Consider the following 24,939-nt stretch of genomic DNA (forward strand, 5'->3'; position numbering starts at 1 on the left):
GCTCCGGTCAGTCGCGCGGGCGCAGGTCGATGCACACCGAGTTGATGCAGTAGCGCAGGCCGGTCGGTGGCGGGCCGTCAGGGAACACATGCCCCAGGTGCGCGTCGCAACGGGCGCAGGTGACCTCGGTGCGGATCATGCCGTGGGACGTGTCGCGGATCTCGATCATCGCGCTGTCCTCGATCGGGGCGTAGAAGCTTGGCCAACCGCAGCCAGAGTCGAACTTGGTCTGCGCATCGAACAGCGCCAGGCCGCAGCAGATGCAGTGATAGATACCGTCGCGGCGCTCGCTGTTGTACTTGCCGCTAAATGGCCGTTCGGTGCCCTTGAGGCGGCATACCTGGTACTGCTCGGGGTCGAGCATCGACCGCCATTCGTCCAGGGTTTTTTCGATCTTTTTCATGTAGAAACCTCGGCAGGCTGAATTTCACCCCACACCGTCTTTTCCGGGGCGCGGGTGGCACGTATATTAGTTGGCTTCGTGTGCCAGGCGTTCAGTCTGGCACCCGCTTCCTGCCCTTTCAAACCTTTCGGCGGGGCGTAGCGCGTTTTCTCAATCGGGATCCCATCATGCAGTTCAGCAAATCGAACAAGCTCGCCAATGTCTGCTACGACATTCGCGGCCCAGTGCTCAAGCACGCCAAACGCCTGGAGGAGGAAGGCCACCGCATCCTCAAGCTGAACATCGGCAACCCGGCGCCGTTTGGCTTCGAGGCGCCTGATGAAATCCTTCAGGATGTGATCCGCAACCTGCCCACCGCACAGGGCTACAGCGACTCCAAAGGCCTGTTCAGCGCGCGCAAGGCGGTGATGCAGTACTGCCAGCAGAAAGAAATCGAAGGCGTCACCATCGAGGACATCTACCTGGGTAATGGTGTGTCCGAGCTGATCGTCATGTCGATGCAGGCACTGCTCAACAACGGCGACGAAGTTCTGATCCCGGCCCCCGACTACCCGCTGTGGACAGCCGCCGTGAGCCTGGCCGGCGGCAAGCCGGTGCACTACCTGTGCGACGAGCAGGCCGACTGGTTCCCCGACCTTGAGGACATCAAGGCGAAGATCACCCCGAACACCAAGGCGCTGGTGATCATCAACCCGAACAACCCGACCGGCGCCGTCTATTCCAAAGAGCTGCTGCTGGGCATGCTGGAGCTGGCCCGCCAGCACAACCTGGTGGTGTTCTCAGACGAGATCTACGACAAGATCCTGTACGATGAAGCTGTGCACATCAGCACCGCCTCGCTGGCCCCGGACCTGCTGTGCCTGACCTTCAACGGCTTGTCCAAGTCGTACCGGGTGGCGGGCTTCCGCTCTGGCTGGCTGATCATCTCCGGGCCCAAGCACCACGCACACAGCTACATCGAAGGCATCGACATGCTGGCCAACATGCGCCTGTGCGCCAACGTGCCGGCCCAGCATGCCATCCAGACCGCGCTGGGCGGATACCAGAGCATCAACGACCTGGTGCTGCCACCGGGGCGCCTGCTGGAGCAGCGCAACCGCACCTACGAACTGCTCAACGATATCCCCGGGGTCAGCTGCGTGAAGCCGATGGGGGCGCTGTATGCGTTCCCGCGGATCGACCCGAAGGTTTGCCCGATTCTCAACGACGAGAAGTTCGCCCTTGACCTGCTGCTGTCGGAGAAACTGCTGATCGTACAGGGGACGGCGTTCAACTGGCCGTGGCCGGACCACTTCCGCGTGGTGACCTTGCCGCGGGTGGATGACCTGGAAGCGGCAATTGGCCGGATCGGCAATTTCCTGAAGGGGTATTCGCAGTAGGGTTCGATGGGGGCGCCGGGAGGGGGGGGCGCCGGGAGGGGGCGACGAGGGGTTCGACGAAAGATTGATGGTGGGGCGTAGATCGAGCGCCGCCCGCGCGGCGCATCGCGAGCAAGCTCGCTCCTACATTTGTTTCGGGCCAGTTACGCCTGTGACAGGCGCGCGCGACCGCCTGGCCCGTACCACACGATATCGCGTCATGCACCAAGGCGTTCGCGCGCAAATCCCACAGGCATAATTGGCCCGAAACAAATGTAGGAGCGAGCTTGCTCGCGATGCGCCGCGCGGGCGGCGCTCGATCTCACAGGCGCCACCCCACTTGCGGCAAACACCCAGCGCCCTTGACGCAGCCCCCAAGCCGAAGGTTTCTTACATCCTGCAACGCTCTATCCCACAGCCCCCGAGCCATCCTCTGCCATACTCCGCCGTACACAGTTTGAAATAGTCCCCCGATTGAATCGGCGCGGCAGGCCCCTTATATACCCCGCAGTAAGCGACAACTCATCCGTCAGGAGAACGTAACAACCATGATGCGCATTCTGTTGTTTGTAGCCACCAACCTCGCGGTGGTGCTGGTTGCAAGCATTACCCTGAGCCTGTTCGGTTTCAACGGGTTCATGGCCGCCAACGGGGTCGACCTGAACCTCAGCAGCCTGCTGGTGTTCTGCGCCGTGTTCGGCTTTGCCGGCTCCCTCGTCTCGCTGTTCATCTCCAAGTGGATGGCGAAGATGACCACCGGCACCCAGATCATCAGCCAGCCGCGCACCCGCCACGAGCAGTGGCTGCTGCAAACGGTCGAAGAGCTGTCCCGCGAAGCGGGCATCAAAATGCCTGAAGTGGGTATCTTCCCGGCTTACGAGGCCAACGCCTTCGCCACCGGCTGGAACCGCAACGACGCGCTGGTCGCGGTGTCCCAGGGCCTGCTGGAGCGCTTCTCGCCCGATGAAGTGCGTGCGGTACTGGCCCACGAAATCGGCCACGTTGCCAACGGCGACATGGTCACCCTGGCGCTGGTGCAGGGCGTGGTGAACACCTTCGTGATGTTCTTTGCCCGCATCATCGGCAACTTTGTCGACAAGGTGATCTTCAAGAACGAAGAGGGCCAAGGCATTGCCTACTATGTAGCAACCATCGTTGCCGAGCTGATCCTTGGCATCCTGGCCAGCATGATCGTGATGTGGTTCTCGCGCCGCCGCGAATTCCGCGCAGACGAAGCCGGTGCGCAACTGGCCGGTACTGCGGCAATGATCGGCGCCCTGCAGCGCCTGCGCGTGGAACAAGGCCTGCCAGTGCACATGCCTGACACCATGAAGGCTTTCGGCATCAATGGCGGCCTCAAGCACGGCCTGGCAGGGTTGCTGATGAGCCACCCGCCGCTGGAAGAACGCATTGAGGCCCTGCGCCGCCGCGGCTGATCCACCTGAGAAAACAAAGGGCGACTTCGGTCGCCCTTTTTTATTCCCGGCCTTACGCAGCTTCTGTGGGAGCGGGCGCGCCCGCGAACACCGGCAAAGCCGGTGCCATCTAACGCGCCGCCCGCTCCCACATGGGCCGGGGCAGCCTGCCCTACCTGCTTACCGGCTGAGCCGGTACACCCGCTCCAACAAACTCGACGCCCCGGCCTGCACAAACTTCGGGCTCTCCTCAATCACCTCCACAGCCTCCAGTTGCTCCACCTGCCACCCCGCAAACCCCTGCCTCAGCTCTTCATCCCTGACCGAAAACGGCGGCCCGGCCAACAATGACTGGTCATACTCCAGCGTCACCACCAACCCCCGGCAGCTTGTCGGCAGCAACCCCGACAACAGCTGCATATACCGCGCACGCATCTGCACCGGCAGCGCAATCACCGCCGCCCGGTCATACAGCCCCACGCAGTCAGCCACATCCTCTGCCCGCAAGGCAAAAAAGTCGCCACACCACAGCTGCACATCTCCACTGCGCCAAACCTCGAATGCGCCCTGCTGCCGCACCTCGGCCTCAAGCCCGTGCTCACGGAAAAAATCCTCCACCGCCCGCCGCGACAGCTCCACACCCAATACGCGATGGCCCTGCCCTGCCAGCCAGGCCAGGTCAAGGCTCTTGCCACACAACGGCACCAGCACCCTGCTGCCGGGCGCCAACTGCAACTGCGGCCAATACGTCTGCAGATAGGGGTTCACCTGCGCCTGGTGAAAGCCGATCTGGTTATCGGCCCACCGCTGCTGCCAGAACGCTGGTTCCATGATTACTCCCGATTTTTAGATGATTTGTCGGTAAAACTTGGTTTGGATTTCGATCTGTAGTTAATCGAAGATGGTTGCATCTTAACCTTCAGGACCCCGCCATGCTGCCCAGCCTGTTCATTTCCCATGGTTCCCCCATGCTTGCCCTGCAACCCGGCGCCAGCGGGCCGGCACTGTCCGGGTTGGCCAACGCCCTGCCCCGGCCGAAAGCGATCGTGGTGGTGTCGGCGCACTGGGAAAGCCGCGAGCTGCTGGTCACCGCCAGCGCACAGCCCGAAACCTGGCATGACTTCTACGGCTTCCCACCGGCCCTGTATGCGGTGCAGTACCCGGCGCCGGGCGAGCCCGGGCTTGCTGGCCAGGTCAGTGAGCGGTTGAAGGCTGCGGGGCTACCCGCGCGGCTGGACATGCAGCGCCCATTCGACCATGGCGCCTGGGTGCCACTGTCGCTGATGTACCCGGATGCGAGCATTCCCGTGGTGCAGGTTTCACTGCCCAGCCACATAGGGCCGGCGCTGCAGCTAAAAGTGGGCCAGGCACTGGCAGGGTTGCGTGCCGAGGATGTACTGCTGATAGGTTCGGGCAGCATTACCCACAACCTGGGTGAGCTGGACTGGCATGCAGGGCCGGATGTGATTGAGCAATGGGCCCTGGCGTTCAGGGATTGGGTGGTAGACCGGCTGCAGGAGGATGACCAGGCGGCGTTGCTAGATTACCGGCAGCAGGCACCGTTTGCGCTGCGCAACCATCCCAGTGACGAGCATTTGCTGCCGCTGTTCTTTGCCCTCGGGGCCGGGAGCAAGTTCGGCGTGGTGCATCAGGGGTTTACCCTGGGCGCGCTGGGGATGGACATCTATCGGTTCGACTGAAGGGCCTCTTCGCGGGCAAGCCCGCTCCTACAGGTACTGAAATCTGTGGGGTACCTGTAGGAGCGGGCTTGCCCGCGAAAGGGCCGGTAAAGGCAAAAAAAATCCCCGACCTAAGCCGGGGATTTTTTCGTTACGCCAGGATCAATCCTCGCGGTAGCGACGCAGCTTCAGCTGCTTGCCAGCCACGCGGGTGTCCTTGAGCTTGGACAGCAGCTTCTCGAGGCCGTCTTCCGGCAGCTCGACCAGGCTGAAGCTGTCGCGCACCTGGATGCGGCCGATAGCGTCACGCGCCAGGCCACCTTCGTTGAGGATCGCCCCCAGCAGGTTCTTGGCAGCGATGCCATCACGGGCACCCAGGGCGGTACGGCAACGCACGCGGCCTTCGGCCAACGGCAGCGGCGCACGGCGCTCACGATCACCACGGTCAGGGCGCTCGCCACGCTCACCGCGCTCGGTACGCTCACCACGCGGGGCGAAGCTCGGCACCAGCGGCTGCTCGCGCTCTACCGCCGCCAGGTCCAGCGCCTGGCCATTGGTGGCCTTGCGCAGCAGGGCCGAAGCCAAGGCACGCGCGCTGCAACCCAGGTCGGTGGTCAGGCGGTCGAACAGTTCGCCGTGGGTGGCTTCTGCTTCGGCTACCAGCGGCGCCAGGCTCGAGGTCAGCTTCTTGATGCGGGCATCCAGCACGGCCTGGGCATTCGGCAGGCGCGCTTCGGCAACCTTCTGCCCGGTAACACGCTCGATCACCTGCAGCATGCGGCGCTCACGCGGGGTAACCAGCAACAGTGCACGGCCATCGCGACCGGCACGGCCAGTACGGCCGATTCGGTGTACGTAGGACTCCGGGTCGTACGGCATGTCAACGTTGAATACGTGAGTGATGCGCGGTACGTCCAGGCCACGGGCAGCGACGTCGGTGGCGACGACGATGTCCAGGCGGCCATCCTTGAGCGAGTCGATCACGCGCTCACGCTGGTTCTGGGCGATGTCGCCGTTCAGCGCAGCAGCCTTGTAGCCCTTGGCTTCCAGCGCGGCGGCCAGGTCCAGGGTGGCTTGCTTGGTACGCACGAAGGCGATCAGCGCGTCGAACTCTTCCACTTCCAGCAGACGCAGCACAGCCGGGATCTTCTGGTCCGCGTGGACCATCAGGTGGGCCTGCTCGATCGCGGTAACGGTCTGGGTCTTGGTCTGGATCTTGACGTGCTTGGGTTCGCGCAGGTGGCGCTCGGCGATCGAACGGATCGACGACGGCAGGGTTGCGGAGAACAGTACGGTCTGACGGGTAGCCGGGATTGCGTCGAAGATCACTTCGAGGTCGTCCATGAAGCCCAGCTTCAGCATCTCGTCGGCTTCGTCCAGTACCAGGTACTGTACGGTCGACAAGACTTTTTCGTCACGACGCAGGTGGTCGCACAGACGGCCCGGGGTGGCCACGACGATTTGCGCGCCGTTGCGGATCGCACGCAGCTGTGGGCCCATCGGGGCACCACCGTAGACGGCGACAACGTTCACGCCCGGCATCTGCTTGGCGTAGGTTTCGAAAGCGGTAGCAACTTGCAGCGCCAACTCACGGGTTGGCGCCAGGATCAGGGCTTGCGGTTCGCGCTTGCTCACATCGATCTTGTTCAGGATCGGCAGGGCGAAGGCAGCGGTTTTGCCGGTGCCAGTCTGCGCCTGGCCGATCATGTCGTGACCGGCGAGGATGATCGGGATCGATTGTTGCTGAATGGCGGACGGCTCTTCGTAGCCGGTAGCCACAACGGCAGCAACAATGTTCGGATTAAGATCGAGAGCGGCGAAGCCGCCGGTTTCCTGGGTCATGGGTCTGCCTCTAGGTGCATCCGCAAAGACCCATGCTCCAAAGCTGCACATGCCTTGAAAGACCGTAAGGTCACCCAGGCAGCTTTGGCGGCGGGGATTTGCGAAAACGATTGAAAAAGAAAACTTGGGAAGGTCCGCCTAGCGGACGCGCAGCCGAAGCTGGACTCGGAGGATTTGCACCACCTGATTTTGAGGTCCGCTAAAAGACCGGCGCGTACTATACCTGAAATAGTCGCGTACGTGAGGAAAATTTTCATGGGGGCAGGGCCAGTATCGGGCCATCGCGCACGACAGGCTGAATCGATAATCCCCTGAAGCCTTACTTGCTCGGTGTCGGCGCGCGTCAGCCATTCAGGTAGCCGGCCGAATCTCGCGGATCAGCCCATCGAGGCTGTACCCCAAACGCGGCGCCAGCGCCTCGGCCCGGGCTCTCAAACCGTCCAGGTCCAGCGACTGCTCAAGGTCTGCCGGCACCAGCAGAATCACATTGCCCTCCTTCACAGGCAGCTCCCAGTAATGCCGATGGTACAACCCGCGCAACAACGCCGCGCCCAGCGGCCTGCCATCATCGGTGGCCCACTGGTTGATCACCAACCAGCCGCCTGGGTTCAGGTGTTGCTGGCAGTTCTCCAGAAAGTTCCACGCCAGGTGCCCGACCCCAGGGCCATGATCGGTGTACAAGTCAACGAACAGCAGGTCGGCCTTCTCTGCCGTGGGCAATAGCTCCAGGGCATCGCCGATGCGCACATACAGCCGCGGGTCGTCGTCCAGGCCCAGGTAATCCATGGCCAGGCGCGGCACATCCGGGCGCAGCTCGATGGCCTCGATGTCTTCCAGCGGCAGGAACTTCATGCAGGCCTGGGTCAGCGTGCCGGCGCCCAGGCCCAGAAACAGTGCACTCTCAGGCAGTTCGTGGCACAGCGCCCCCACCAGCATGGCGCGGGTGTAGTCGTACTCCAGCCAGCTGGGGTCGGCGGTGAACACGCAGCTTTGCTCGATCGCATCGCCGAATTCCAGAAAGCGGTAGTCGTCTACTTCGTACACGCTGATGACGCCAAACGCATCTTCCACCCGTGCCAGCAGCCGCTCTTGCCGTTCCGCCGTCATGTCCACCACCCGCCTGCGCAAAAACGCGCATTGTCCGCCAACACCCTTGATGCAACAAGCGCAGCGCCAACTGTTACCATGGCCCATAGCCTACAACCGACAAGACCGAGCCCAAGATGAACCAACCGTGGAGCCCCGACAGCTGGCGCGCCCTGCCGATCCAGCAGCAACCGACCTACCCCGATGCCGCGCACCTGCTGAAGGTTGAACAGACCCTGGCCAGCTACCCGCCGCTGGTGTTCGCGGGTGAGGCGCGCGAGCTGCGCCGGCAGTTTGCCGAAGTCACTGAAGGCCGTGCCTTCCTGCTTCAGGGCGGCGATTGCGCCGAGAGCTTCGCCGAGTTCTCGGCTGCAAAAATCCGCGACACCTTCAAGGTGTTGCTGCAAATGGCGATTGTCATGACCTTTGCCGCCGGCTGCCCGGTGGTGAAAGTGGGGCGTATGGCCGGGCAGTTCGCCAAACCGCGCTCATCTGGCGATGAAACCATCGGCGACGTCACCCTCCCCGCCTACCGCGGCGACATCGTCAACGGCATCAGTTTCGACGCCAAAAGCCGTATTCCGGACCCGGAGCGCCTGCTGCAGGCCTACCACCAGGCCACCGCCAGCCTCAACCTGCTGCGCGCGTTCGCCCAGGGCGGGTTTGCCGACCTGCACCAGGTGCACAAGTGGAACCTGGACTTCATCGCCAACTCGGCGCTGGCCGACAAGTACCACCAGTTGGCCAATCGCATCGATGAAACCCTGGCGTTCATGCGTGCCTGTGGCCTGGACAGTGCGCCGCAACTGCGCGAAACCAGCTTCTTCACGGCCCACGAGGCGCTGCTGTTGAACTATGAAGAAGCCTTCGTGCGCCAGGACAGCCTGACCGGCGACTACTACGATTGCTCGGCGCACATGCTGTGGATCGGCGACCGCACCCGCCAGCTCGATGGCGCCCATGTCGAGTTCCTGCGTGGCGTGCACAACCCCATCGGGGTCAAGGTTGGCCCGAGCATGAACCCCGAAGAGCTGATCCGCCTGATCGACACGCTCAATCCGTCCAACGACCCGGGGCGTCTGAACCTGATCGTGCGCATGGGCGCGAGCAAGGTTGGCGACCACTTGCCGGGGCTGATCCGCACTGTCGAGCGCGAGGGGCGCAAGGTGTTGTGGAGCTCCGACCCGATGCACGGCAACACCATCAAGGCCAGCAGCGGTTACAAGACCCGCGATTTTGCGCAGATTCTGGATGAGGTTAAGCAGTTCTTCCAGGTACACCAGGCCGAGGGCAGCCATGCTGGCGGTATCCATATTGAGATGACTGGGCAGAACGTCACCGAATGCATTGGCGGTGCCCGGCCGATCACCGAGGATGCGTTGTCGGACCGGTATCACACCCATTGTGATCCGCGGATGAATGCCGATCAGTCGCTGGAGTTGGCGTTCCTGATTGCCGAAACCCTCAAGCAGGTGCGGCGGTGAGGCTGGGGCGCATGCCTTGAGTTTTGTAGCGCCTGGGAGATCGAGCGCCGCCCGCGCGGCGCATCGCGAGCAAAGCTCGCTCCTACATTTGTTTCGGGCCAGTTACGCCTGTGACAGGCGCGCGCGACCGCCTTGTTAGTTCGACGTGATGTCGCGCCATGCGCCCAAGGCGTTCGCGCACAAATGCCACAGGAAAAATTGGCCCGAAACAGATGTAGGAGCGAGCTTTGCTCGCGATGCGCCGCGCGGGCGGCGCTCGATCTCCCGGACGCTGAAAAGCTGAAGCCAGGCGCTTGGACCCAACTCACTTCCTCAGTGGATCATCCCAGAAATGCCGCTCGGCCTCTTGATGGATATCCGCCCGACTCAACCCCAGATCGTGCAAGGTTGCATCACTGAGACTGGCCAACTCCTGACGCTGACGGTACAGCTCCAGCCAACGCGCCGGGCGCTGCAGAGCCGCGTGCCACAGGTAGCTCAGGGAAAAGGCTGGTTGCTGGATGCTGCTGACATGACCTTTCATCGTGAAGCCCTCCGTGTTGATGGCCTCAGTCTCACGCCAGGCATAAGATCAATCCAACGAATGTTTCTGATGCGATGCATCTCGGAGATTGATGCAATGTCCCAGTACCAAAGCCTCGACGCGGACGTCCTGCGCACCTTCGTAGCCATTGCCGAGCAAGGCGGCTTTACCCGAGCAGGCGAAGTGGTCAACCGCACCCAGTCAGCAGTCAGTATGCAGATGAAACGCCTGGAAGAAGACGTTCTGCAGCGCCAGCTCTTCGAACGTGATGGCCGTCAGGTGCGGCTGACCGCCGAAGGTCAGGTCCTGCTGGGGTATGCCCGACGCATTCTCAAGTTGCATGGCGAAGTGTTCAACACCCTGCGCATGCCGCACATGGTTGGCCTGGTGCGCATCGGCACACCGGACGACTACGCCATGCGCTTCCTGCCGACCATCCTGTCGAGCTTTGCCCAGGCCTACCCGCTGGTGCAGGTGGAAGTGCATTGCGATTCGTCCAAGCACTTGATGCTGCGCCAGGATCTGGACCTGACCATCGTCACCCGCGAGCCCGGCAACGAGATTGGCCAGTTGCTGCGCCAGGAACGCCTGGTGTGGGCCGCGGCAGAAGGCTTTTGCCCGCACGAACAGCGGCCGATGCCGGTGGCGCTGTTCAACACCGACTGCTTCTGTCGCGCCTGGACCTGCAATGCGCTGGAGGCACAGGGCATCGATTACCGTATTGCCTACACCAGCCCGAGCCTGGCAGCGATCTTTGCCATCGTCACCGCCGGGCTGGCAGTGACCGCGCAGCTGCAGAGCCTGATCGGGGGCAACATCCGCATACTGGGTGAAAGCGAAGGGCTACCGCAGTTGCCGATGGCCAATGTGATGCTGGTGCGCAGTACGCAATCCCCCTCGCCAATCACCGACTGCATGGCCGACTACATCGTTGAGGGTTTCAAGTGATCGGGGGCCGAAAAACGGCCCCACAATCTCAAAGCTCAAACCCCAGCATCACCGCACAGACCACCAGGAACACACAGAACATCGCCCGCAGTACCTTCTCCGGCAACGCGTGGGCCAGCTTCACGCCCCAGCTGATGCTCAGCAAGCCACCCACCGCCAAGGGAATCCCAACCCCCCAGTCAACGCTATGGTGCACGCCATAGGTCACCAGCGTGACCAAGGTACTCGGCGCCGCCAGCGCCAGTGACAACCCCTGCGCCACCACCTGAGTAGCGCCAAACACACTGGTCAGGATCGGCGTGGCCACCACGGCCCCACCCACGCCGAACAAGCCGCCCATGGTGCCGGCAAAGCTGCCCAGCACACCCAGCCACGGCCAGGCATGACGCAGCTCGGCACTCGGCGACGACACCTTCATGAACATCCGCACCACGTTCCACACTGCCAAGGCTACCAAAAAGCCGACAAAACCCAGGCGCATGGAGTGCGCATCAAGCCCCACCGCCCAGATCGACCCCAGCCAGGCGAACAAGAAGCTGCATACCGACAGCGGCAACGCATGGCGCAACGCAATACGGTTGCGCTGGTGATAACGCCACAACGCCAGCAGCACGTTCGGCACCACCATCACCAACGCGGTCCCCTGCGCCAACTGCTGGTCCAGGCCAAACAGCACACCCAACGCCGGAATCGCGATCAGCCCGCCACCAATGCCAAACAAGCCCCCCATGGTGCCCAGGGCAGCGCCCAACACGATATACAACAACCACTCGATCATCAGGGCCTCGTCCGCCTGTACCAATAAAGCGAGCATGCTAACGAGTGTGCGCTGGCGGGGAAACGCACAGCAGCGCACAATGGCTGTGCGTTTTTCGCAAAAGCAAGGCAGCCATGAGCCCCGATACCCTGACCGACCAATTGAGCCTGTTCCTTGATGTGCTGGAAACCGGCAGCTTTTCTGCCGCCGCCCGTCGCCACCCGCTGACCCCGTCTGCGGTAGCACGGCGCATCGACAACCTGGAAAGCGCCGTCGGCAGCCGCCTGTTCACCCGCAGCACCCACGCGGTGCGGGCCACGCCTGCAGGCAACGCCTTTGCCGAGCGGGCCAGGCGCATCATCGAGGAGTTGCGCCTGGCCCGGGCCGAAGCGGTGTCACTGAGCAATGCCCCGGAAGGCCTGATCCGCATCGACGCACCTGCCGCGTTTGGCCGCCGCCACCTGGCCCCGGCCATTGCCGACTTCCTGGTGGCCTACCCGGGCCTGGACGTGCAACTGCGGTTGATCGACAGCTTCGTCGACCTGCATGGCAGCCACCTGGGCGAGGTCGACCTGGTGTTGCGCGCCGGCCCTTTGGCCGACACCCGTCTGGTCGCCACGCCGCTCGCCTACATGGTGCGCATCGCCTGCGCCAGCCCCGCCTACCTGGCCAGCCGCGGCATCCCCACCTGCCCCAGCGAACTGCCCGGGCATGACGGGCTGGACTGGGATGGCCTGGCGCCGCCGTTCGCCTGGCGCTTCAGTGTGGCCGGGCAAACCCGCCTGTACCGCCCCGCGCGCATGCGCATGGCCGCCAACAATGCCGAAACCCTGCTGTTCGGCGCCCTCGCCGGCCTGGGGATAGCCCACCTGCCCACCTGGCTGAGCAGTGAATACCTGCTACGCGGCGAGCTTATCCCGTTGTTCTGCGACGGCGGTTTGCCTGAAGCCGAGACCAGTGGCATTTACGCGTTACGCCTGGCACATGAAACGAACTCTCGCAGCCGTTTGCTGCTCGAATTCCTCAAGAGCCGATTCAGCCCGATACCACCCTGGGACCTGGCCTTGCGCAGTGAACTGCGCGATTAACTCGCGCACTGATGATCAGCGTGCCAGAATTTTCCATTGATCACTTTCAAGGACCTGCATGAACGCCGACACCCAAGCCTCCTGTGACGAGCTGCTGCTGGACAACCAGGTCTGTTTTGCCCTGCACTCCACCTCGTTGCTGATGACCAAGGTCTACAAGCCGCTGCTGCAGGCGCTGGGCCTGACCTACCCGCAATACCTTGCCATGCTGGTGCTCTGGGAGCGTGACGGACTGACCGTGGGCGAAATCAGCCAGCACCTGCTGACCGACCCAGGCTCGCTGACCCCGCTGCTCAAACGCCTGGAAAGCGAAGGCCTGTTGCAGCGCAACCGCAGCCGCGAAGATGAACGGGTAGTGATGGTGCAACTGACCGACAAGGGCCGCGCCCTGCAACAGCAGGCCAAAGAGGTGCCGCCGTGCATTCTCAAGGCCAGCGGGCGCAGCCTGGAGCAGCTGCAGCAACTGCAAGCCGACCTGCTGAACCTGCGCGAAAACCTGCAGAAAAACCTCTGAGCGCTATGCTGTGAAATGGCCGTTCCGATGAACGGCGATGATTTATCTTGCGCGCTAACTAATTGCGCGCTAATTTAAATCCCACACCAACCCCCGCCCTCCTGCAAACGGGAGTGCACAGCACATTAGCGAGGCTCAAGATGCAAAAGGTCACTCCGCTGTACATCGCAGAAGCTACCTCCACCGGTGGGCGCGACGGCAAATCCCGCTCCAGCGACGGCAAGCTCGTCGTCAGCCTGAGCACCCCCAAGGAACTGGGCGGCGCGGGCGGTGACGGCACCAACCCCGAGCAGATGTTCGCCGCCGGTTACTCGGCCTGCTTCATCGGCGCCTTGAAATTCGTGGCCGGGCAAGAGAAGAAAGCCCTGCCGGCAGATACCTCGATCACCGCCAAGGTGGGCATCGGCCAGATCCCGGGCGGTTTCGGCCTGGACATCGACCTGCACATCAACCTGCCGGGCCTGGCCCAGGCCGATGCCGAAGGGCTGGTGGAAAAGGCGCATCAGGTGTGCCCGTACTCCAATGCCACCCGCGGTAATGTGGATGTGCGCCTGCACGTAACCGTCTAAGGCGCAAAGGCTTGCGCAATGCCCTGTAGGAGCGGGTTTACCCGTGAAGAAAACACCGCGGTGGATGGCACAGGCTTCGCCCGTGTTCGCGGGCAAGCCCGCTCCCACACGGATCTGCGCCAGCTTTTAGACATTGAGCACGACAGTTGCACCCACAAAAGCACGAGCACACAGGCATAAAAAAACCCGGCTTGCGCCGGGTTTTTTGCGTCTCGCAAGAAGCATTACTTCTTGGAGCGGCCTTTGAAGCTGTTGTCGCGAGTGTCGATGTCGATCCACTCGTCGATCTGGATGAAGTCGGCAACCGAGATCTCGGTACCGTTCGCCAGCTTGGCAGGCTTCATGACTTTGCCGGAGGTGTCACCGCGAGCAGCGTTCTCGGTGTAGACAACTTTACGGCTGATGGTGGTCGGCAGTTCAACCGACACCAGACGGCCTTCGAAGAACACGGCTTCGCAGACGTCTTCCATGCCTTCTTCGATGTACGGCAGAACGGCTTCGATGTCTTCGGCGTTCAGCTCGTACATGGTGTAGTCGGTGGTGTCCATGAAGGTGTACTCGTCACCATTGATGAACGACAGGGTCGCTTCTTTGCGATCCAGGATCACGTCGTCCAGCTTGTCGTCCGCACCGTATACGGTTTCGGTCTTGTAGCCGGTCAGCAGGTTCTTCAGCTTGGTCTTCATGATCGCGCTGTTACGGCCCGACTTGGTGAACTCAGCTTTTTGAACCAGCCACGGGTCGTTGTCGATCCGCAGTACGGTACCGGGTTTCAGTTCTTTACCAGTTTTCATTACGAAGTATCCGAATCTGGATGGATTTATAAAAATCGAGGCCGCGTATCATAGCGAATTTCGGTAAAAGTGTACTAGCGCTTCGGCAAGGTCCGGCTGAGCGGCCTGTCGCGCCCCCCAACGGCGGGCATGCTGCTGCAGTTCCGGCCAATGCTGGCGGGCCGCCCGCCAGGCCTGGCCCATGTCGAAATCCATGTTCCAGGCACGCCACAGGCCCAGCAGGGCTGCATCGGCTTCGTCTGACAGGCCGCAGCGATAATGCGCGAGGAACGCTTCGAGTTTTTCCCAATGGGCATTCTCGTCCTGCACATAGATGTGCCACAGCATCGGCTGCCCCGCCCACTGCGCACGCACGAACGAGTCTTCGCCACGCACGGCATTGAAATCGCAGCTCCATAACAGCCGGTCGAAGTCGTCCTGGCTGACGAATGGCAGCACCTGAACGGTCAGCGCCCCACGCGTGCGCACATCACCCACGTGCAGCGGCCCCTCGCCCAGCCACTGGCTGAGCCCCGCGACGATGCGCCCCTGCGGGACCAACAGGTGGCAGGCCTGGTCAGCCGTGGCCAAGGCATCAAGCCAGTTGCCCAGCTGTGGGTTTTCATAGGCGAACAGCGAGATCAGCAGCGCACCCGGCACAGGGTCTACACCAAGCCCCAGCAAGAAGGCACGGCGCGCATCCGCCGACTGCTGGAACGCATCACGCCGGGCCAGCAGCGAACCCTCGCGCAGCAAACCGCCCGTTTTGTCGGTAAAGCCCGGGAAGAAAAAAACCTTGCGCAAACCGTTGGGCTGCGGCGAAGGCAACCCATGGCAACCCTCTACCCAGTCCTCGGCACTCAGGTACTCGAGGTTGAGCCAGAGCGGCGGCTGCGGACGGGCACGCATGGCCTCGACATACGCCGCCGGCAACTGGCAGGCGAACGCGCCGATCACCACATCGGCGGGGGCCACCGGCAACCACGCTGCCGGCCAGTGACGCACATCCACACCGTGCTGCCACTGTTGCGCCGCCGTGGCATCGGCGCCAGGGCACATAGGCGTGAAAGCGTTGAGGTCATCCACCCACAGGCGCACCGCCAGGCCGTGCTCGGCCACCAACTGCCGGGCCAGGCGCCAGGTCACGCCGATATCGCCGTAGTTGTCGACGACGCTGCAGAAGATGTCCCAGGTGGCTTTCATGCGCCCCTCCCGTGCTGGTGCAAAAACCGCGAATTCTGCGCATAAATTGGCGCTGACAAAAGCACCTGCGCAGAAAAATGCCCAAGCGCATGCGACAATGCCCCCCTACCACGCTGCCAGGAGGCTGACATGCCGCGCCACCGTGAACTGAAGATCACCCTCAAGCCGTTGCCGTTGATCATGTGCGTAGCCTTGGGCCTATGGCTGGGCGCCATGGCCATTGCCGTGAGCCTGTGGCTGGCCCAGCAGTTGTGGCCACAGCAGGTGCAACCTCTGGCCCAGGTTGTGGCCCCCCACGCCTACCGACCCGCTGCAACACCCGCGCCGACCACTGCCCAGGATGGCCAGGCCGAGATGTTCGAACGCTACAAGGACATCCTGCACAAACAGGAGCTGCAACAGGCCGCCGATGCCGCACAGGGCAATCCGCGCAACCTCAACAGCCCCAAGTGCCAGTTCTGGCTACAGCAAAACCGTACCGCGCCCACCGAAAAAAGCCAGGCCAACGTGCTGGAGTTCTGTTACTGACCATGGACAAGCCCCACCTGCTGGCGCTGATTGTCGCCACCCTCGAGCATGACCTGGACGTGCTGACCCGCGCGGCGCAAACCGCCTACGAGGCCGCCACCGCCGAAGAGAACATTGCCGAGAACAAGTATGACACGCTGGGCCTGGAGGCCTCGTACCTGGCCACCGGCCAGGCCCGCCGCAGTGCCGAGATCCGCCAGGCGCTGGTGATCTACCAGCAGTTGCTGCTGCGTGACTACGACACGGCGCGCGGTGTGCAGGTAAGCAACCTGGTGACCCTGGAAGAAGAAGAGGGCGGGCACCGTCGGCTGTTTCTGGGGCCTGAGGCAGCGGGGCTGAAGATTGGCGAGGGGGACGGGCTGGTGACGGTGATTACTCCGCGTTCGCCGCTGGGGCAGCTGTTGCTGGGCAAGCGGGTGGATGACGAGGTGAGCCTGGGGGCGCAGGTATCGTTCATTGTCGATGTTGTCTGAACCGGCCTCTTCGCGGGCCCGCCCGCTCCCACAAGGGGCCCACTGTCTTCAGGGCTGTGATATCCCTGTGGGAGCGGGCGGGCCTGCGAAAGGGCCGGCACAGGCAATAATTCTCTAAAGGGCCTGCAAGGCATCGAACCGCCCCGCCAGCCCCTGCTCGGCAAACTGCTCCACCACAAAATCGACGAACGCCCGGGTCTTGCCCGGCAACAGCTTGTGCTCGGCGAAATACAGGCTGATATGCCCATCGTCCACATACCAGTCCGGCAACACCCGCAGCAGCCGCCCGGCCAGCAGGTAGGGCACGGCAAACGGCAGGCTCACCAGGGCAATGCCCAGCCCCTGCTCGGCCACCGCGCATGCCGCGTCCGAATCGCTCATGGTCATCGCCTGGCGCAATTGCAGTGGCTGCTGCACCTGCCAACGGCTGGTCAGCGGCCACGAGCGCACCCGACCGGTCTGCGGTGACCGGACCAGGATACCTTCATGGCGTTGCAGCACCTGCGGGTCTTCTATCGGCGCGTGCTGCTGCAGATAGGCCGGCGCCGCCACCAACACCCGGTGCGCCGGGGTCAGCTTGCGCGCCACCACCCCCGGCGGCAGTTCGAAGCCACCGCCAATCGCAGCATCGAAGCCCTGGCCGATCAGGTCGACCTGGCGGTTGTCGAAATGCCAATCCGGGGTAATCGCCGGGTAGCGGCGCAAGAACTCCCCCAGCAACGGCAGCACATACAAACGCCCGAACACCGTGCCCATGCTCACCCGTAACGACCCGGCTGGCTGGCCTTCGGCACTGGCCAGGTTGGCCACGGCGTACTGAATGGTGCGAAAGCTGTCACTGACCTCGCCGAGAAAACGCTGCCCCGCTTCGGTCAAGGTCAGCTTGCGGGTACTACGCTGGAACAACCGCACACCCAGGCGCGCTTCCAGCTGCGCAACGTGCTTGCCCACAGCAGCCGGGGTAAGGCTCAGGCGCCTGGCGGCTTCGGCAAAACTGCCAACCTCGGCACTGCGGATAAAGCATTCCAACGCGCTGAATGATTCCATGGCCATGATTAGCAACCAAAGGTTTACTCTGCTGATAGTGATTACCATCTTATCAGTAGGCAATCGAGCGCCGATACTGTGCCCATCCAAGGCATTTCGGCCTGGCTTCCAGCAGGAGAACAGCATGTCCAAGCAACTTACACTCGAAGGCAAAGTGGCCCTGGTTCAGGGCGGTTCCCGAGGCATTGGCGCAGCTATCGTAAGGCGCCTGGCCCGCGAAGGCGCGCAAGTGGCCTTCACCTATGTCAGCTCTGCCGGCCCGGCCGAAGAACTGGCCCGGGAAATTACCGAAAACGGCGGCAAAGCCTTGGCCCTGCGGGCTGACAGCGCTGATGCCGCGGCCGTGCAGCTGGCGGTGGATGACACCGTGAAGGCCTTGGGCCGGCTGGATATCCTGGTCAACAACGCCGGTGTGCTGGCAGTGGCCCCGGTGACCGAGTTCGACCTGGCCGACTTCGATCACATGCTGGCCGTAAACGTACGCAGCGTATTCGTCGCCAGCCAGGCCGCGGCACGCTACATGGGCCAGGGAGGTCGTATCATCAACATTGGCAGCACCAACGCCGAGCGCATGCCGTTTGCCGGCGGTGCACCGTACGCCATGAGCAAGTCGGCACTGGTTGGCCTGACCCGCGGCATGGCACGCGACCTCGGGCCGCAGGGCATTACCGTGAACAACGTGCAGCCCGGGCCGGTGGACACCGACATGAACCCGGCCAGTGGCGAGTTCGCCGAGAGCCTGATTCCGCTAATGGCCATTGGGCGGTATGGCGAACCGGAGGAGATTGCCAGCTTCGTGGCTTACCTGGCAGGGCCTGAAGCCGGGTATATCACCGGGACCAGCCTGACGGTGGACGGTGGGTTTGCAGCCTGATTGAAAGGTTGCCTGTGCCGCGACAGCGCCGGCACAGGCTTAGCCTTTCTTTGCCCCCAGGCACTGTTCCATCACGTCCAGAAAAGCCCGGGCAGCCGGTGTGGGGCTGGACGACCACACCGCATACAAGTGCCGCACCGGCGCATCCACCAACCGCGCCACTGCCACCCCTTCGATGCCCTGAGCTACCCGCTCAGGCACCAGGCCAACGGCCATGCCCCGCTGCACGAATTTCTCCACCAGACGAACATGCCCTATCTCGAACTGCACCCGACGCTGCAACCCCACTGCCTGAAACGCCTCGTCGGTCTGTCGTCGCGCCCCGGTGCCTTCGGGGAAGTCCACCAACACTTCGCCTGCCAGGTCAGCCAGCGCCAGCTGTGCCCTGCCCGCCAGGCGATGCCCCAACGGCAACACCGCCACCAGTTCTTCCCGGGCCAGCAACCGATGCTGCACCCCCTGCACTACTTCGCCCTGCCAAAGCCCGATAAAGCCGACGTCCAGGCGCCGCTCGAGTACGTCAGCGATCAGCAATTCGCTCTTGGCCGTGAGCCAGCGCACATCCACATCCGGATAACGACCGTGGAACACCGCCAACAGGTCGACCAGATCCAGCGCGGTGAGCGAGCTGATTTCACCAATCGCCAGCCGCCCGCGCACCTGGCCGCAGGCCGCCGCCACGTCATCGGCAATGCGCCGGGCCGCTTCCACCGCGGGCCGCGCGCTGAGCACAAAGGCTTCCCCCGCAGGGGTCAGGCGTACCCGCCGCGAACTACGCTCGAACAGGCTCACCCCCAGCTGCGCCTCCAGCCGCGCCACTTGATGGCTAAGGGCCGACTGCACCACATGGCAGCGCTCCGCCGCACGGGTAAAACTGCCGGTGTCGGCCACGGCAAGGGCATATTCGAGCTGCTTGAGGTTCATCGATCTATCTGCTTTCAAGATGAATAGGTTGAAAACTATACATTGGTGTCATGCCTGACACTTGCTGATAATCATCACCACACACGACTGCCCCCACGAGTATTGCATGCACACCCCCACTCTCAGCCGCGCCCTGATCCTGCTGATGGCTACCGCCACAGGCCTGGCCGTGGCCAGCAACTACTACGCCCAACCGCTGTTGCACAGCATCGCCCAGCAATTTGGCTTGAGCACCGCCAGTGCCGGCAGCATCGTGATTGCCGCGCAGCTCAGCTATGGCGCCGGCCTGTTGCTGCTGGCACCGCTGGGCGACCTGTTCGAGCAGCGCCGGCTGATTACCGTGATGACCGTTGTCTCCACCCTGGGCCTGGTCATCAGCGCCTGTGCACCCAGCCTGCCCTGGCTGCTGCTCGGCACGGCGCTGACCGGGCTGTTCTCGGTGGTGGCACAGATCCTCGTGCCGATGGCAGCGACCCTGAGCGAGCCGCATCAGCGCGGGCGCGCGATCGGCACGCTGATGAGCGGCCTGCTGCTGGGCATCCTGCTGGCGCGTACTGCTGCCGGCTTCATGGCCGAGCTGGGTGGCTGGCGCAGTATCTACGTGCTGGCCGCCGTGCTGATGGCACTTACCGCGCTGGCGCTATATCGCAGCCTGCCGCAGCACCACAGCCACGCCGGGCTGAAATACCCTGCACTGATCGGCTCCGTGTTCCGCCTGTTCATCGAAGAACCCGTGCTGCGCCTGCGCTCGCTGCTCGGTCTGTTGGCATTCAGCCTGTTCGCCCTGTTCTGGACACCCCTGGCGTTTCTGCTGGCGAAAGGCCCCTATCACTATTCGGATGCGGTGATCGGCCTGTTCGGCCTGGCCGGTGCGGCGGGTGCGTTGTCGGCCAACTGGGCCGGACGCCTGGCGGACCGTGGCAAGGGGTCGCTGGGCACCACCGTGGGCCTGGTGGTGTTGCTGCTGTCGTGGGTGCCGCTGGGGTTTGCCGAACAGTCGCTGCTCGCCTTGCTGCTGGGCGTGCTGATGCTCGACCTGGCGGTACAGCTGGTGCATGTGAGCAACCAGAACGCGGTGATCGCCCTGCGGCCGGAGGCACGTACGCGGCTGAATGCCGGTTATATCACCTGCTACTTCATTGGCGGGGCGCTTGGGTCGTTGCTGGGCACACAGCTGTTCCAGCGCCAGGGCTGGATGGGGATTGTGGTGGCTGGGCTGGTGACTGGCGGGCTGGGATTGCTGGTGTGGGGCCTGGCCGAGCGTAAGCGCAAGAACACCTTGCAGGTGGCCTGATAAATGACCACTGGATTCTTCGCGGGCACGCCCGCTCCCACAGGTGCCTCACAAACCTCAGGGCAGTGATACACCTGCTGGCGTGCCCGCGAAGAGGCCATTGGCCACGGCGACAAAGTACCGCACTACCCTCCGTCGCAATGCCGTTGACTTGCTTGCCGGGGCAGCGCTCAGTAAGCGCTGGAAAATGCCCTTTCCCTGACAGGATGACTTTATGACAAGACTCACGGTGCAATCCGGCGACTTCTTGCAAGGTGAAGGCGAGTATCGCAATGGATCGCTCACACTCAAGACCGCGCGCAGCCCCTCACCCGGTGAACGGATTTCCCTGGCACGCATCAGCGACTTGCGGCTGGCCAGCCTGGAAACCAACCGCAGCCTGGGCAGCGCCTTGGGCTGGGGCGTGGCCGGCGCCCTGGTGGCAGGGCCAGTGGGGCTGCTGGCCGGGCTGTGGCTGGGCGGCAAGGAAGAAGAAGCCACCTTCCTGGCCACATTCAAGGATGGACGCAAGCTGATGGCCATTACCGATGGCAAGACCTGGTCGAAGATCGACGATAACTGGCGGCAGCACAAGCGGCCGATCAGGACAGGCTGACTGAATACGCCGGGTCTGGATCGTTTTATGCAGAAGGCGGCTGGTAAGATGCCGCCTTTTTCATGGCCTCTACCGGCCTCTTCGCGGGTAAACCCGCTCCTACAGGGATATCACCAACCGGTGTATCACCACCCGGTGTAGGAGCGGGTTTACCCGCGAAAGGGCCAGTACAGGTATCGCGCATCCAGGAGCCCCACCGCATGCCCCCGCATCACCCCCGCCTGCCCCTGAGCCTGCTCAGCCTGAGCCTGGCCCTGCAGTGCCCGCCTGTGCTTGCCGAAGACAGCGTGGTGCTTGCCCCCTTGCAGGTCTCCGACACCTTCGCCAGTGATGGCTACCAGGCACGCCAGGCGGCTGTGGGCGGTTTCCAGCCCGCGCCGCTGCTCGACACCCCCGCCTCTGTCAGCGTGTTCAGCCAGCAGCTACTGGAAGACCGCCAGGTCCGCACGCTTAGCGAAGTGTTGCAAAGCGATGCCTCGGTCGGCGAAAGCTATGCCCCCATCGGCTACTACGAAAACTTCAATGTGCGCGGCTTCGAGCTGAACGCCGCCAGTAGCTATCGCATCAATGGCCAGACCATTGCCGGAGAGCAGAACGTAGCCCTGGAGAACAAGCAGCAGGTGGAATTGCTCAAGGGCCTGTCCGGGCTGCAGAGCGGTATGTCGGAGCCGGGCGGCTTGATCAACTATGTGACCAAGCGCGCCGAAGACATACGCAGCGTCACGGTTTCGACCAACGAACAGGGCGAACGCTATCTGGCCACCGACCTTGGCGGCTGGTTCGGCAGCGAAAAGCAGTTCGGCCTGCGCGCCAATCTGGCCCATGAAGACATCCGCGCCTACGTCGACCACGCTGACGGCAAGCGCGACTTCGCCTCGCTGGCGTTCGACTGGCAGATCAACCCGGATGCCACGCTGCAGCTGGATGCCGAGTACCAGCACCGCGAACAGGCGTCGGTGCCGGGTTACCAGCTGCTCGGAGGCACTGAAGTGCCCCACGGCATCGACCCGAAAGACCGCCTGGCCTACCAGCATTGGGCAAAGCCCGTGCAGAACGACTCGCTGAACCTGGGCGGGCGCTTCGAATACCGCTTCAACGATACCTGGACCGGTACCTTGAGCGCCTCCCGCAGCAAAGTGGTGATCGACGACTACAGCGCGTTTGCCTGGGGTTCGAGCGAGGGGGCGTTTTTCGGCAGCAATGGTGACTACGACATCTATGACTTTCGCAGCCCCGACGATACCCGTCGTACCGACGAGGCACAGGCCATGCTCAACGGGCACTTCGATGCGCTGGGCGTAGGGCACGAGCTGACCGTGGGTACCAGTGCGCAGCGACGCACACTGGATCAGCGCCCCAGCTATATGGAATGGGTCGGCACCGGCAACATCAACACCGGCGCCCCTGCATTCGACCCGTCCGACAAACCCGTAGGCGCCAGCGAGCGCCGACTGGACAGCCGTCAGTACGGCTTGTTCGTCAGCGATCGAATCAGCTTCAACGAGAAATGGCAGACCGTGCTGGGTGCCCGTGAAGTGCGCCTGGATGAAAAGACCTGGGACGAGAACGGCATAGCCGGGCGCCATACCCGCCAATACGAGCTGCTGCCCAATGCTGCAGTTATCTATAAGCTGCAGCCGAACACCACTGTATATGCGAGCTACGCCAAAGGGCTGTCTGCAGGCGGTACCGCACCATTTTCCACTGAGAACAGATTCGAGATCCTTGCACCCACCACCTCCCGCCAACTTGAACTTGGCCTCAAGCACGACTGGCAAGGCCTGAGCCTGAGTGCCGCCCTGTTCCAGATCCGCCAGGCTTACCAGTACGCGCGCCCGGACGGCACCGGCAACTTCACCTACGTGCAGCAAGGCCAGCAGAAAAATACCGGCCTGGAACTGGGCGCCAGCGGCTGGGTGACCCCGAAGCTGCAGGTACAGGCCAGTGCGGCAGCCATCCGGGCGCGGGTGCAGAACAGCGGTACCGATGACTACGAAGGCCACCAGGCAATCAACGTTCCCCGGTTCCGCGCGGCGTTGCATGCCGAATACAGCCTGCCAGTAACGGGCCTGGCGCTGCTGGGTGGGGCGCGCTACAGCGCCAGCAAGTATGCGAGCCAGGCGGGCAATGTGGAGGTTGGCGGGTACACCGTGTTCGATCTGGGTAGCCGTTACCGTACGCGGGTCGGCGGGTATGACACGGTGCTGCGGCTGACGGTGGATAATGTGTTCGACAAGCGTTACTGGCGCGATGTGGGCGATTACCTGGGGGACAACTACCTGTTCCAGGGGGCACCGCGTACCGCTCGGCTTTCGGCTTCGATCAGCTTCTAGATTACCGGGGCCGCCCCCACAGGGAATCGGGTACGCCTGTGGGAGCGGCCTTGTGTCGCGATGGGCTGCGAAGCAGCCCCAATGGCCCTGAAGACAAAAAGCCCCCGTGCTTTTCAGCGCGGGGGCTCTTCGTAGAATGTGGCGGTGAAGAAGGGATTTGAACCCTTGATACGATTTCTCGTATACACACTTTCCAGGCGTGCTCCTTCGACCACTCGGACACTTCACCGTTTCTCTTCAAGCCTTGCGGCCCGTCGAGGTGCGCTAATTTAGTGAAAGACTTTCCCTTTGGCAAGCATTTTTTTCAATTTTTTCATGTATTTGCACTTGGGCTGCCGTGAGCGCTGACCGACCAGTCAGCCTTGCTGCTTTACCTCGCCCCTGACGCTGGGTAACGTCGTCGCCACGCCAACAAAAGGACTCTGCCATGAGCGAGCTGATTACCTACCACGCCGAAGACGGCATCGCCACCCTTACCCTGAACAACGGCAAGGTCAATGCCATCTCGCCGGACGTCATCACTGCCTTCAATGCAGCGCTGGACCGCGCTACCGAGGAGCGTGCAGTAGTGATCATCACCGGGCAGCCGGGCATTCTGTCGGGCGGTTACGACCTCAAGGTGATGACCAGCGGCCCCAAAGAGGCCATCAGCCTAGTCACCGCCGGTTCCACCCTCGCCCGCCGGCTGCTGTCGCACCCGTTCCCGGTGGTGGTCGCCTGCCCCGGCAATGCCGTGGCCAAGGGCGCTTTCCTGCTGCTGTCGGCCGACTACCGCATTGGTGTCGAAGGGCCGTACAAGGTATGCCTGAACGAAGTGCAAATCGGCATGACCATGCACCACGCCGGTATTGAACTGGCCCGCGACCGCCTGCGACGCTCGGCCTTCCACCGCTCGGTGATCAACGCCGAAGTGTTTGACCCGCAGGGTGCAGTGGATGCCGGCTTCCTCGACAAGGTCGTGCCGGCCGAGCAGTTGCAGGAAGCGGCAATGACCGCGGCGCGGGAGCTGAAGAAGCTGAACATGCTGGCGCACAAGAACACCAAGCTGAAAGTGCGTAAAGGGCTGCTGGAGGCGCTGGACAAGGCGATCGAGTTGGACCAGCAGCATATGGGCTAGCGGCACGGCCCCTTTCGCGGCCAAGCCCGCGCCTGCACATCCGCCCTCTACGCGGGGAAATCCGTAATTCAACGGGCATACGCAACCTGTGCAGGAGCGGGCTTGCCCGCGA

General features: G+C 63.0%; 24 protein-coding genes, 1 tRNA gene and 1 pseudogene. 15 read left to right on the top strand and 11 right to left on the bottom strand.

Going from position 1 to position 24,939, the window contains the following annotated elements:
* Positions 1-7: 7 nt before the first annotated feature.
* On the bottom strand, positions 8-403 hold the full coding sequence (gene msrB, locus ACE4QZ_RS19930) for a peptide-methionine (R)-S-oxide reductase MsrB (RefSeq protein WP_016715103.1): 396 nt from the start codon (positions 401-403) through the stop codon (positions 8-10).
* Between the two features lie 167 nt (positions 404-570).
* Here msrB and ACE4QZ_RS19935 point away from each other — a divergent pair, with 167 nt between their 5' ends.
* Complete coding sequence (locus ACE4QZ_RS19935) at positions 571-1,782, top strand: pyridoxal phosphate-dependent aminotransferase (RefSeq protein WP_003247100.1); 1,212 nt, start codon at positions 571-573, stop codon at positions 1,780-1,782.
* Between the two features lie 527 nt (positions 1,783-2,309).
* Positions 2,310-3,197 (top strand): protease HtpX, encoded by an 888-nt coding sequence (gene htpX, locus ACE4QZ_RS19940; RefSeq protein ID WP_004575939.1) that lies wholly within the window; start codon positions 2,310-2,312, stop codon positions 3,195-3,197.
* 159 nt (positions 3,198-3,356) lie between these two features.
* Here the strand turns inward: htpX and ACE4QZ_RS19945 are convergent, their stop codons facing one another.
* Positions 3,357-4,007, bottom strand: a complete 651-nt coding sequence (locus tag ACE4QZ_RS19945; RefSeq protein ID WP_004575938.1) for a thiopurine S-methyltransferase — start codon at positions 4,005-4,007, stop codon at positions 3,357-3,359.
* A 101-nt stretch (positions 4,008-4,108) separates the two neighbouring features.
* On the opposite strand from ACE4QZ_RS19945, the gene ACE4QZ_RS19950 reads away from it, so the two are divergent.
* Positions 4,109-4,876, top strand: a complete 768-nt coding sequence (locus ACE4QZ_RS19950; protein WP_084852253.1) for a DODA-type extradiol aromatic ring-opening family dioxygenase — start codon at positions 4,109-4,111, stop codon at positions 4,874-4,876.
* Positions 4,877-5,017: 141 nt separating this feature from the next.
* Here the strand turns inward: ACE4QZ_RS19950 and ACE4QZ_RS19955 are convergent.
* Together ACE4QZ_RS19955 and ACE4QZ_RS19960 are read right to left on the bottom strand one after the other, a co-directional pair.
* A pseudogene (locus ACE4QZ_RS19955) lies at positions 5,018-6,731 on the bottom strand (DEAD/DEAH box helicase).
* Between the two features lie 317 nt (positions 6,732-7,048).
* Complete coding sequence (locus ACE4QZ_RS19960; protein WP_021783115.1) at positions 7,049-7,804, bottom strand: spermidine synthase; 756 nt, start codon at positions 7,802-7,804, stop codon at positions 7,049-7,051.
* A gap of 116 nt (positions 7,805-7,920) precedes the next feature.
* Between ACE4QZ_RS19960 and ACE4QZ_RS19965 the strand changes: the two genes are divergently transcribed.
* On the top strand, positions 7,921-9,267 hold the full coding sequence (locus tag ACE4QZ_RS19965) for a class II 3-deoxy-7-phosphoheptulonate synthase (protein WP_021783114.1): 1,347 nt from the start codon (positions 7,921-7,923) through the stop codon (positions 9,265-9,267).
* Between the two features lie 304 nt (positions 9,268-9,571).
* Here the strand turns inward: ACE4QZ_RS19965 and ACE4QZ_RS19970 are convergent, their stop codons facing one another.
* A complete protein-coding gene (locus ACE4QZ_RS19970) occupies positions 9,572-9,790 on the bottom strand; it encodes a DUF1127 domain-containing protein (protein WP_021783113.1) in 219 nt (72 codons plus the stop codon).
* A gap of 96 nt (positions 9,791-9,886) precedes the next feature.
* Between ACE4QZ_RS19970 and ACE4QZ_RS19975 the strand changes: the two genes are divergently transcribed.
* Entirely contained in the window at positions 9,887-10,738 is an 852-nt protein-coding gene (locus ACE4QZ_RS19975) for a LysR substrate-binding domain-containing protein (protein WP_031322250.1), read from the top strand.
* A gap of 28 nt (positions 10,739-10,766) precedes the next feature.
* Here the strand turns inward: ACE4QZ_RS19975 and ACE4QZ_RS19980 are convergent, their stop codons facing one another.
* Positions 10,767-11,516, bottom strand: a complete 750-nt coding sequence (locus tag ACE4QZ_RS19980; RefSeq protein ID WP_033730015.1) for a sulfite exporter TauE/SafE family protein — start codon at positions 11,514-11,516, stop codon at positions 10,767-10,769.
* 113 nt (positions 11,517-11,629) lie between these two features.
* Here ACE4QZ_RS19980 and ACE4QZ_RS19985 point away from each other — a divergent pair, with 113 nt between their 5' ends.
* From ACE4QZ_RS19985 to ACE4QZ_RS19995, 3 genes are all read left to right on the top strand, one after another.
* On the top strand, positions 11,630-12,583 hold the full coding sequence (locus tag ACE4QZ_RS19985; RefSeq protein WP_021783110.1) for a LysR family transcriptional regulator: 954 nt from the start codon (positions 11,630-11,632) through the stop codon (positions 12,581-12,583).
* Positions 12,584-12,641: 58 nt separating this feature from the next.
* Entirely contained in the window at positions 12,642-13,097 is a 456-nt protein-coding gene (locus ACE4QZ_RS19990) for a MarR family winged helix-turn-helix transcriptional regulator (protein ID WP_010952890.1), read from the top strand.
* A 140-nt stretch (positions 13,098-13,237) separates the two neighbouring features.
* Positions 13,238-13,666, top strand: a complete 429-nt coding sequence (locus ACE4QZ_RS19995) for an organic hydroperoxide resistance protein (RefSeq protein ID WP_021783109.1) — start codon at positions 13,238-13,240, stop codon at positions 13,664-13,666.
* Positions 13,667-13,890: 224 nt separating this feature from the next.
* Here ACE4QZ_RS19995 and efp read toward each other — a convergent pair whose 3' ends face one another.
* A complete protein-coding gene (efp, locus tag ACE4QZ_RS20000; RefSeq protein WP_003252871.1) occupies positions 13,891-14,460 on the bottom strand; it encodes an elongation factor P in 570 nt (189 codons plus the stop codon).
* Positions 14,461-14,508: 48 nt separating this feature from the next.
* A complete protein-coding gene (gene earP / locus ACE4QZ_RS20005) occupies positions 14,509-15,642 on the bottom strand; it encodes an elongation factor P maturation arginine rhamnosyltransferase EarP (RefSeq protein WP_021783108.1) in 1,134 nt (377 codons plus the stop codon).
* 129 nt (positions 15,643-15,771) lie between these two features.
* Between earP and ACE4QZ_RS20010 the strand changes: the two genes are divergently transcribed.
* Together ACE4QZ_RS20010 and ACE4QZ_RS20015 are read left to right on the top strand one after the other, a co-directional pair.
* Positions 15,772-16,170: a hypothetical protein gene (locus ACE4QZ_RS20010; RefSeq protein WP_021783107.1), complete on the top strand. Its 399-nt coding sequence runs from the start codon at positions 15,772-15,774 to the stop codon at positions 16,168-16,170.
* Between the two features lie 2 nt (positions 16,171-16,172).
* Positions 16,173-16,643, top strand: coding sequence for a transcription elongation factor GreAB (locus ACE4QZ_RS20015; protein WP_410480152.1), 471 nt, complete (start codon positions 16,173-16,175; stop codon positions 16,641-16,643).
* A gap of 114 nt (positions 16,644-16,757) precedes the next feature.
* On the opposite strand, the gene ACE4QZ_RS20020 is transcribed toward ACE4QZ_RS20015, so the two are convergent.
* Positions 16,758-17,696 (bottom strand): LysR family transcriptional regulator, encoded by a 939-nt coding sequence (locus ACE4QZ_RS20020; RefSeq protein ID WP_021783105.1) that lies wholly within the window; start codon positions 17,694-17,696, stop codon positions 16,758-16,760.
* Between the two features lie 118 nt (positions 17,697-17,814).
* On the opposite strand from ACE4QZ_RS20020, the gene ACE4QZ_RS20025 reads away from it, so the two are divergent.
* The gene (locus ACE4QZ_RS20025) at positions 17,815-18,564 is read left to right on the top strand and encodes a 3-oxoacyl-ACP reductase family protein (RefSeq protein WP_410480153.1); all 750 of its coding nucleotides are present in this window, start codon (positions 17,815-17,817) and stop codon (positions 18,562-18,564) included.
* Positions 18,565-18,603: 39 nt separating this feature from the next.
* On the opposite strand, the gene ACE4QZ_RS20030 is transcribed toward ACE4QZ_RS20025, so the two are convergent.
* Entirely contained in the window at positions 18,604-19,488 is an 885-nt protein-coding gene (locus ACE4QZ_RS20030; protein ID WP_064490986.1) for a LysR family transcriptional regulator, read from the bottom strand.
* A gap of 106 nt (positions 19,489-19,594) precedes the next feature.
* Between ACE4QZ_RS20030 and ACE4QZ_RS20035 the strand changes: the two genes are divergently transcribed.
* The 3 genes from ACE4QZ_RS20035 to ACE4QZ_RS20045 all read left to right on the top strand — a co-directional run bounded on the left by ACE4QZ_RS20035 (position 19,595) and on the right by ACE4QZ_RS20045 (position 23,710).
* Positions 19,595-20,782, top strand: coding sequence for an MFS transporter (locus ACE4QZ_RS20035; RefSeq protein WP_410480154.1), 1,188 nt, complete (start codon positions 19,595-19,597; stop codon positions 20,780-20,782).
* A gap of 214 nt (positions 20,783-20,996) precedes the next feature.
* On the top strand, positions 20,997-21,377 hold the full coding sequence (locus ACE4QZ_RS20040) for a hypothetical protein (protein WP_012053335.1): 381 nt from the start codon (positions 20,997-20,999) through the stop codon (positions 21,375-21,377).
* 200 nt (positions 21,378-21,577) lie between these two features.
* A complete protein-coding gene (locus ACE4QZ_RS20045) occupies positions 21,578-23,710 on the top strand; it encodes a TonB-dependent siderophore receptor (RefSeq protein ID WP_410480155.1) in 2,133 nt (710 codons plus the stop codon).
* A 139-nt stretch (positions 23,711-23,849) separates the two neighbouring features.
* On the opposite strand, the gene ACE4QZ_RS20050 is transcribed toward ACE4QZ_RS20045, so the two are convergent.
* A tRNA-Ser gene (locus tag ACE4QZ_RS20050) sits at positions 23,850-23,939 on the bottom strand.
* Between the two features lie 198 nt (positions 23,940-24,137).
* Here ACE4QZ_RS20050 and ACE4QZ_RS20055 point away from each other — a divergent pair.
* The gene (locus tag ACE4QZ_RS20055) at positions 24,138-24,827 is read left to right on the top strand and encodes a crotonase/enoyl-CoA hydratase family protein (RefSeq protein WP_028698250.1); all 690 of its coding nucleotides are present in this window, start codon (positions 24,138-24,140) and stop codon (positions 24,825-24,827) included.
* The last annotated feature ends 112 nt before the right edge of the window (positions 24,828-24,939 follow it).

Source organism: Pseudomonas sp. DCA-1 (genome assembly GCF_046523955.1).
GTDB lineage: Bacteria > Pseudomonadota > Gammaproteobacteria > Pseudomonadales > Pseudomonadaceae > Aquipseudomonas > Aquipseudomonas putida_Y.

Excerpts from the sequence above, each read along its gene's own strand:
- msrB (WP_016715103.1), bottom strand. The coding sequence starts at position 403 with ATGAAAAAGATCGAAAAAACCCTGGACGAATGGCGGTCGATGCTCGAC.
- ACE4QZ_RS19935 (WP_003247100.1), top strand. The coding sequence starts at position 571 with ATGCAGTTCAGCAAATCGAACAAGCTCGCCAATGTCTGCTACGACATT.
- htpX (WP_004575939.1), top strand. The coding sequence starts at position 2,310 with ATGATGCGCATTCTGTTGTTTGTAGCCACCAACCTCGCGGTGGTGCTG.
- ACE4QZ_RS19945 (WP_004575938.1), bottom strand. The coding sequence starts at position 4,007 with ATGGAACCAGCGTTCTGGCAGCAGCGGTGGGCCGATAACCAGATCGGC.
- ACE4QZ_RS19950 (WP_084852253.1), top strand. The coding sequence starts at position 4,109 with ATGCTGCCCAGCCTGTTCATTTCCCATGGTTCCCCCATGCTTGCCCTG.
- ACE4QZ_RS19960 (WP_021783115.1), bottom strand. The coding sequence starts at position 7,804 with ATGACGGCGGAACGGCAAGAGCGGCTGCTGGCACGGGTGGAAGATGCG.
- ACE4QZ_RS19965 (WP_021783114.1), top strand. The coding sequence starts at position 7,921 with ATGAACCAACCGTGGAGCCCCGACAGCTGGCGCGCCCTGCCGATCCAG.
- ACE4QZ_RS19970 (WP_021783113.1), bottom strand. The coding sequence starts at position 9,790 with ATGAAAGGTCATGTCAGCAGCATCCAGCAACCAGCCTTTTCCCTGAGC.
- ACE4QZ_RS19975 (WP_031322250.1), top strand. The coding sequence starts at position 9,887 with ATGTCCCAGTACCAAAGCCTCGACGCGGACGTCCTGCGCACCTTCGTA.
- ACE4QZ_RS19980 (WP_033730015.1), bottom strand. The coding sequence starts at position 11,516 with ATGATCGAGTGGTTGTTGTATATCGTGTTGGGCGCTGCCCTGGGCACC.
- ACE4QZ_RS19985 (WP_021783110.1), top strand. The coding sequence starts at position 11,630 with ATGAGCCCCGATACCCTGACCGACCAATTGAGCCTGTTCCTTGATGTG.
- ACE4QZ_RS19990 (WP_010952890.1), top strand. The coding sequence starts at position 12,642 with ATGAACGCCGACACCCAAGCCTCCTGTGACGAGCTGCTGCTGGACAAC.
- ACE4QZ_RS19995 (WP_021783109.1), top strand. The coding sequence starts at position 13,238 with ATGCAAAAGGTCACTCCGCTGTACATCGCAGAAGCTACCTCCACCGGT.
- efp (WP_003252871.1), bottom strand. The coding sequence starts at position 14,460 with ATGAAAACTGGTAAAGAACTGAAACCCGGTACCGTACTGCGGATCGAC.
- earP (WP_021783108.1), bottom strand. The coding sequence starts at position 15,642 with ATGAAAGCCACCTGGGACATCTTCTGCAGCGTCGTCGACAACTACGGC.
- ACE4QZ_RS20010 (WP_021783107.1), top strand. The coding sequence starts at position 15,772 with ATGCCGCGCCACCGTGAACTGAAGATCACCCTCAAGCCGTTGCCGTTG.
- ACE4QZ_RS20015 (WP_410480152.1), top strand. The coding sequence starts at position 16,173 with ATGGACAAGCCCCACCTGCTGGCGCTGATTGTCGCCACCCTCGAGCAT.
- ACE4QZ_RS20020 (WP_021783105.1), bottom strand. The coding sequence starts at position 17,696 with ATGGCCATGGAATCATTCAGCGCGTTGGAATGCTTTATCCGCAGTGCC.
- ACE4QZ_RS20025 (WP_410480153.1), top strand. The coding sequence starts at position 17,815 with ATGTCCAAGCAACTTACACTCGAAGGCAAAGTGGCCCTGGTTCAGGGC.
- ACE4QZ_RS20030 (WP_064490986.1), bottom strand. The coding sequence starts at position 19,488 with ATGAACCTCAAGCAGCTCGAATATGCCCTTGCCGTGGCCGACACCGGC.
- ACE4QZ_RS20035 (WP_410480154.1), top strand. The coding sequence starts at position 19,595 with ATGCACACCCCCACTCTCAGCCGCGCCCTGATCCTGCTGATGGCTACC.
- ACE4QZ_RS20040 (WP_012053335.1), top strand. The coding sequence starts at position 20,997 with ATGACAAGACTCACGGTGCAATCCGGCGACTTCTTGCAAGGTGAAGGC.
- ACE4QZ_RS20045 (WP_410480155.1), top strand. The coding sequence starts at position 21,578 with ATGCCCCCGCATCACCCCCGCCTGCCCCTGAGCCTGCTCAGCCTGAGC.
- ACE4QZ_RS20055 (WP_028698250.1), top strand. The coding sequence starts at position 24,138 with ATGAGCGAGCTGATTACCTACCACGCCGAAGACGGCATCGCCACCCTT.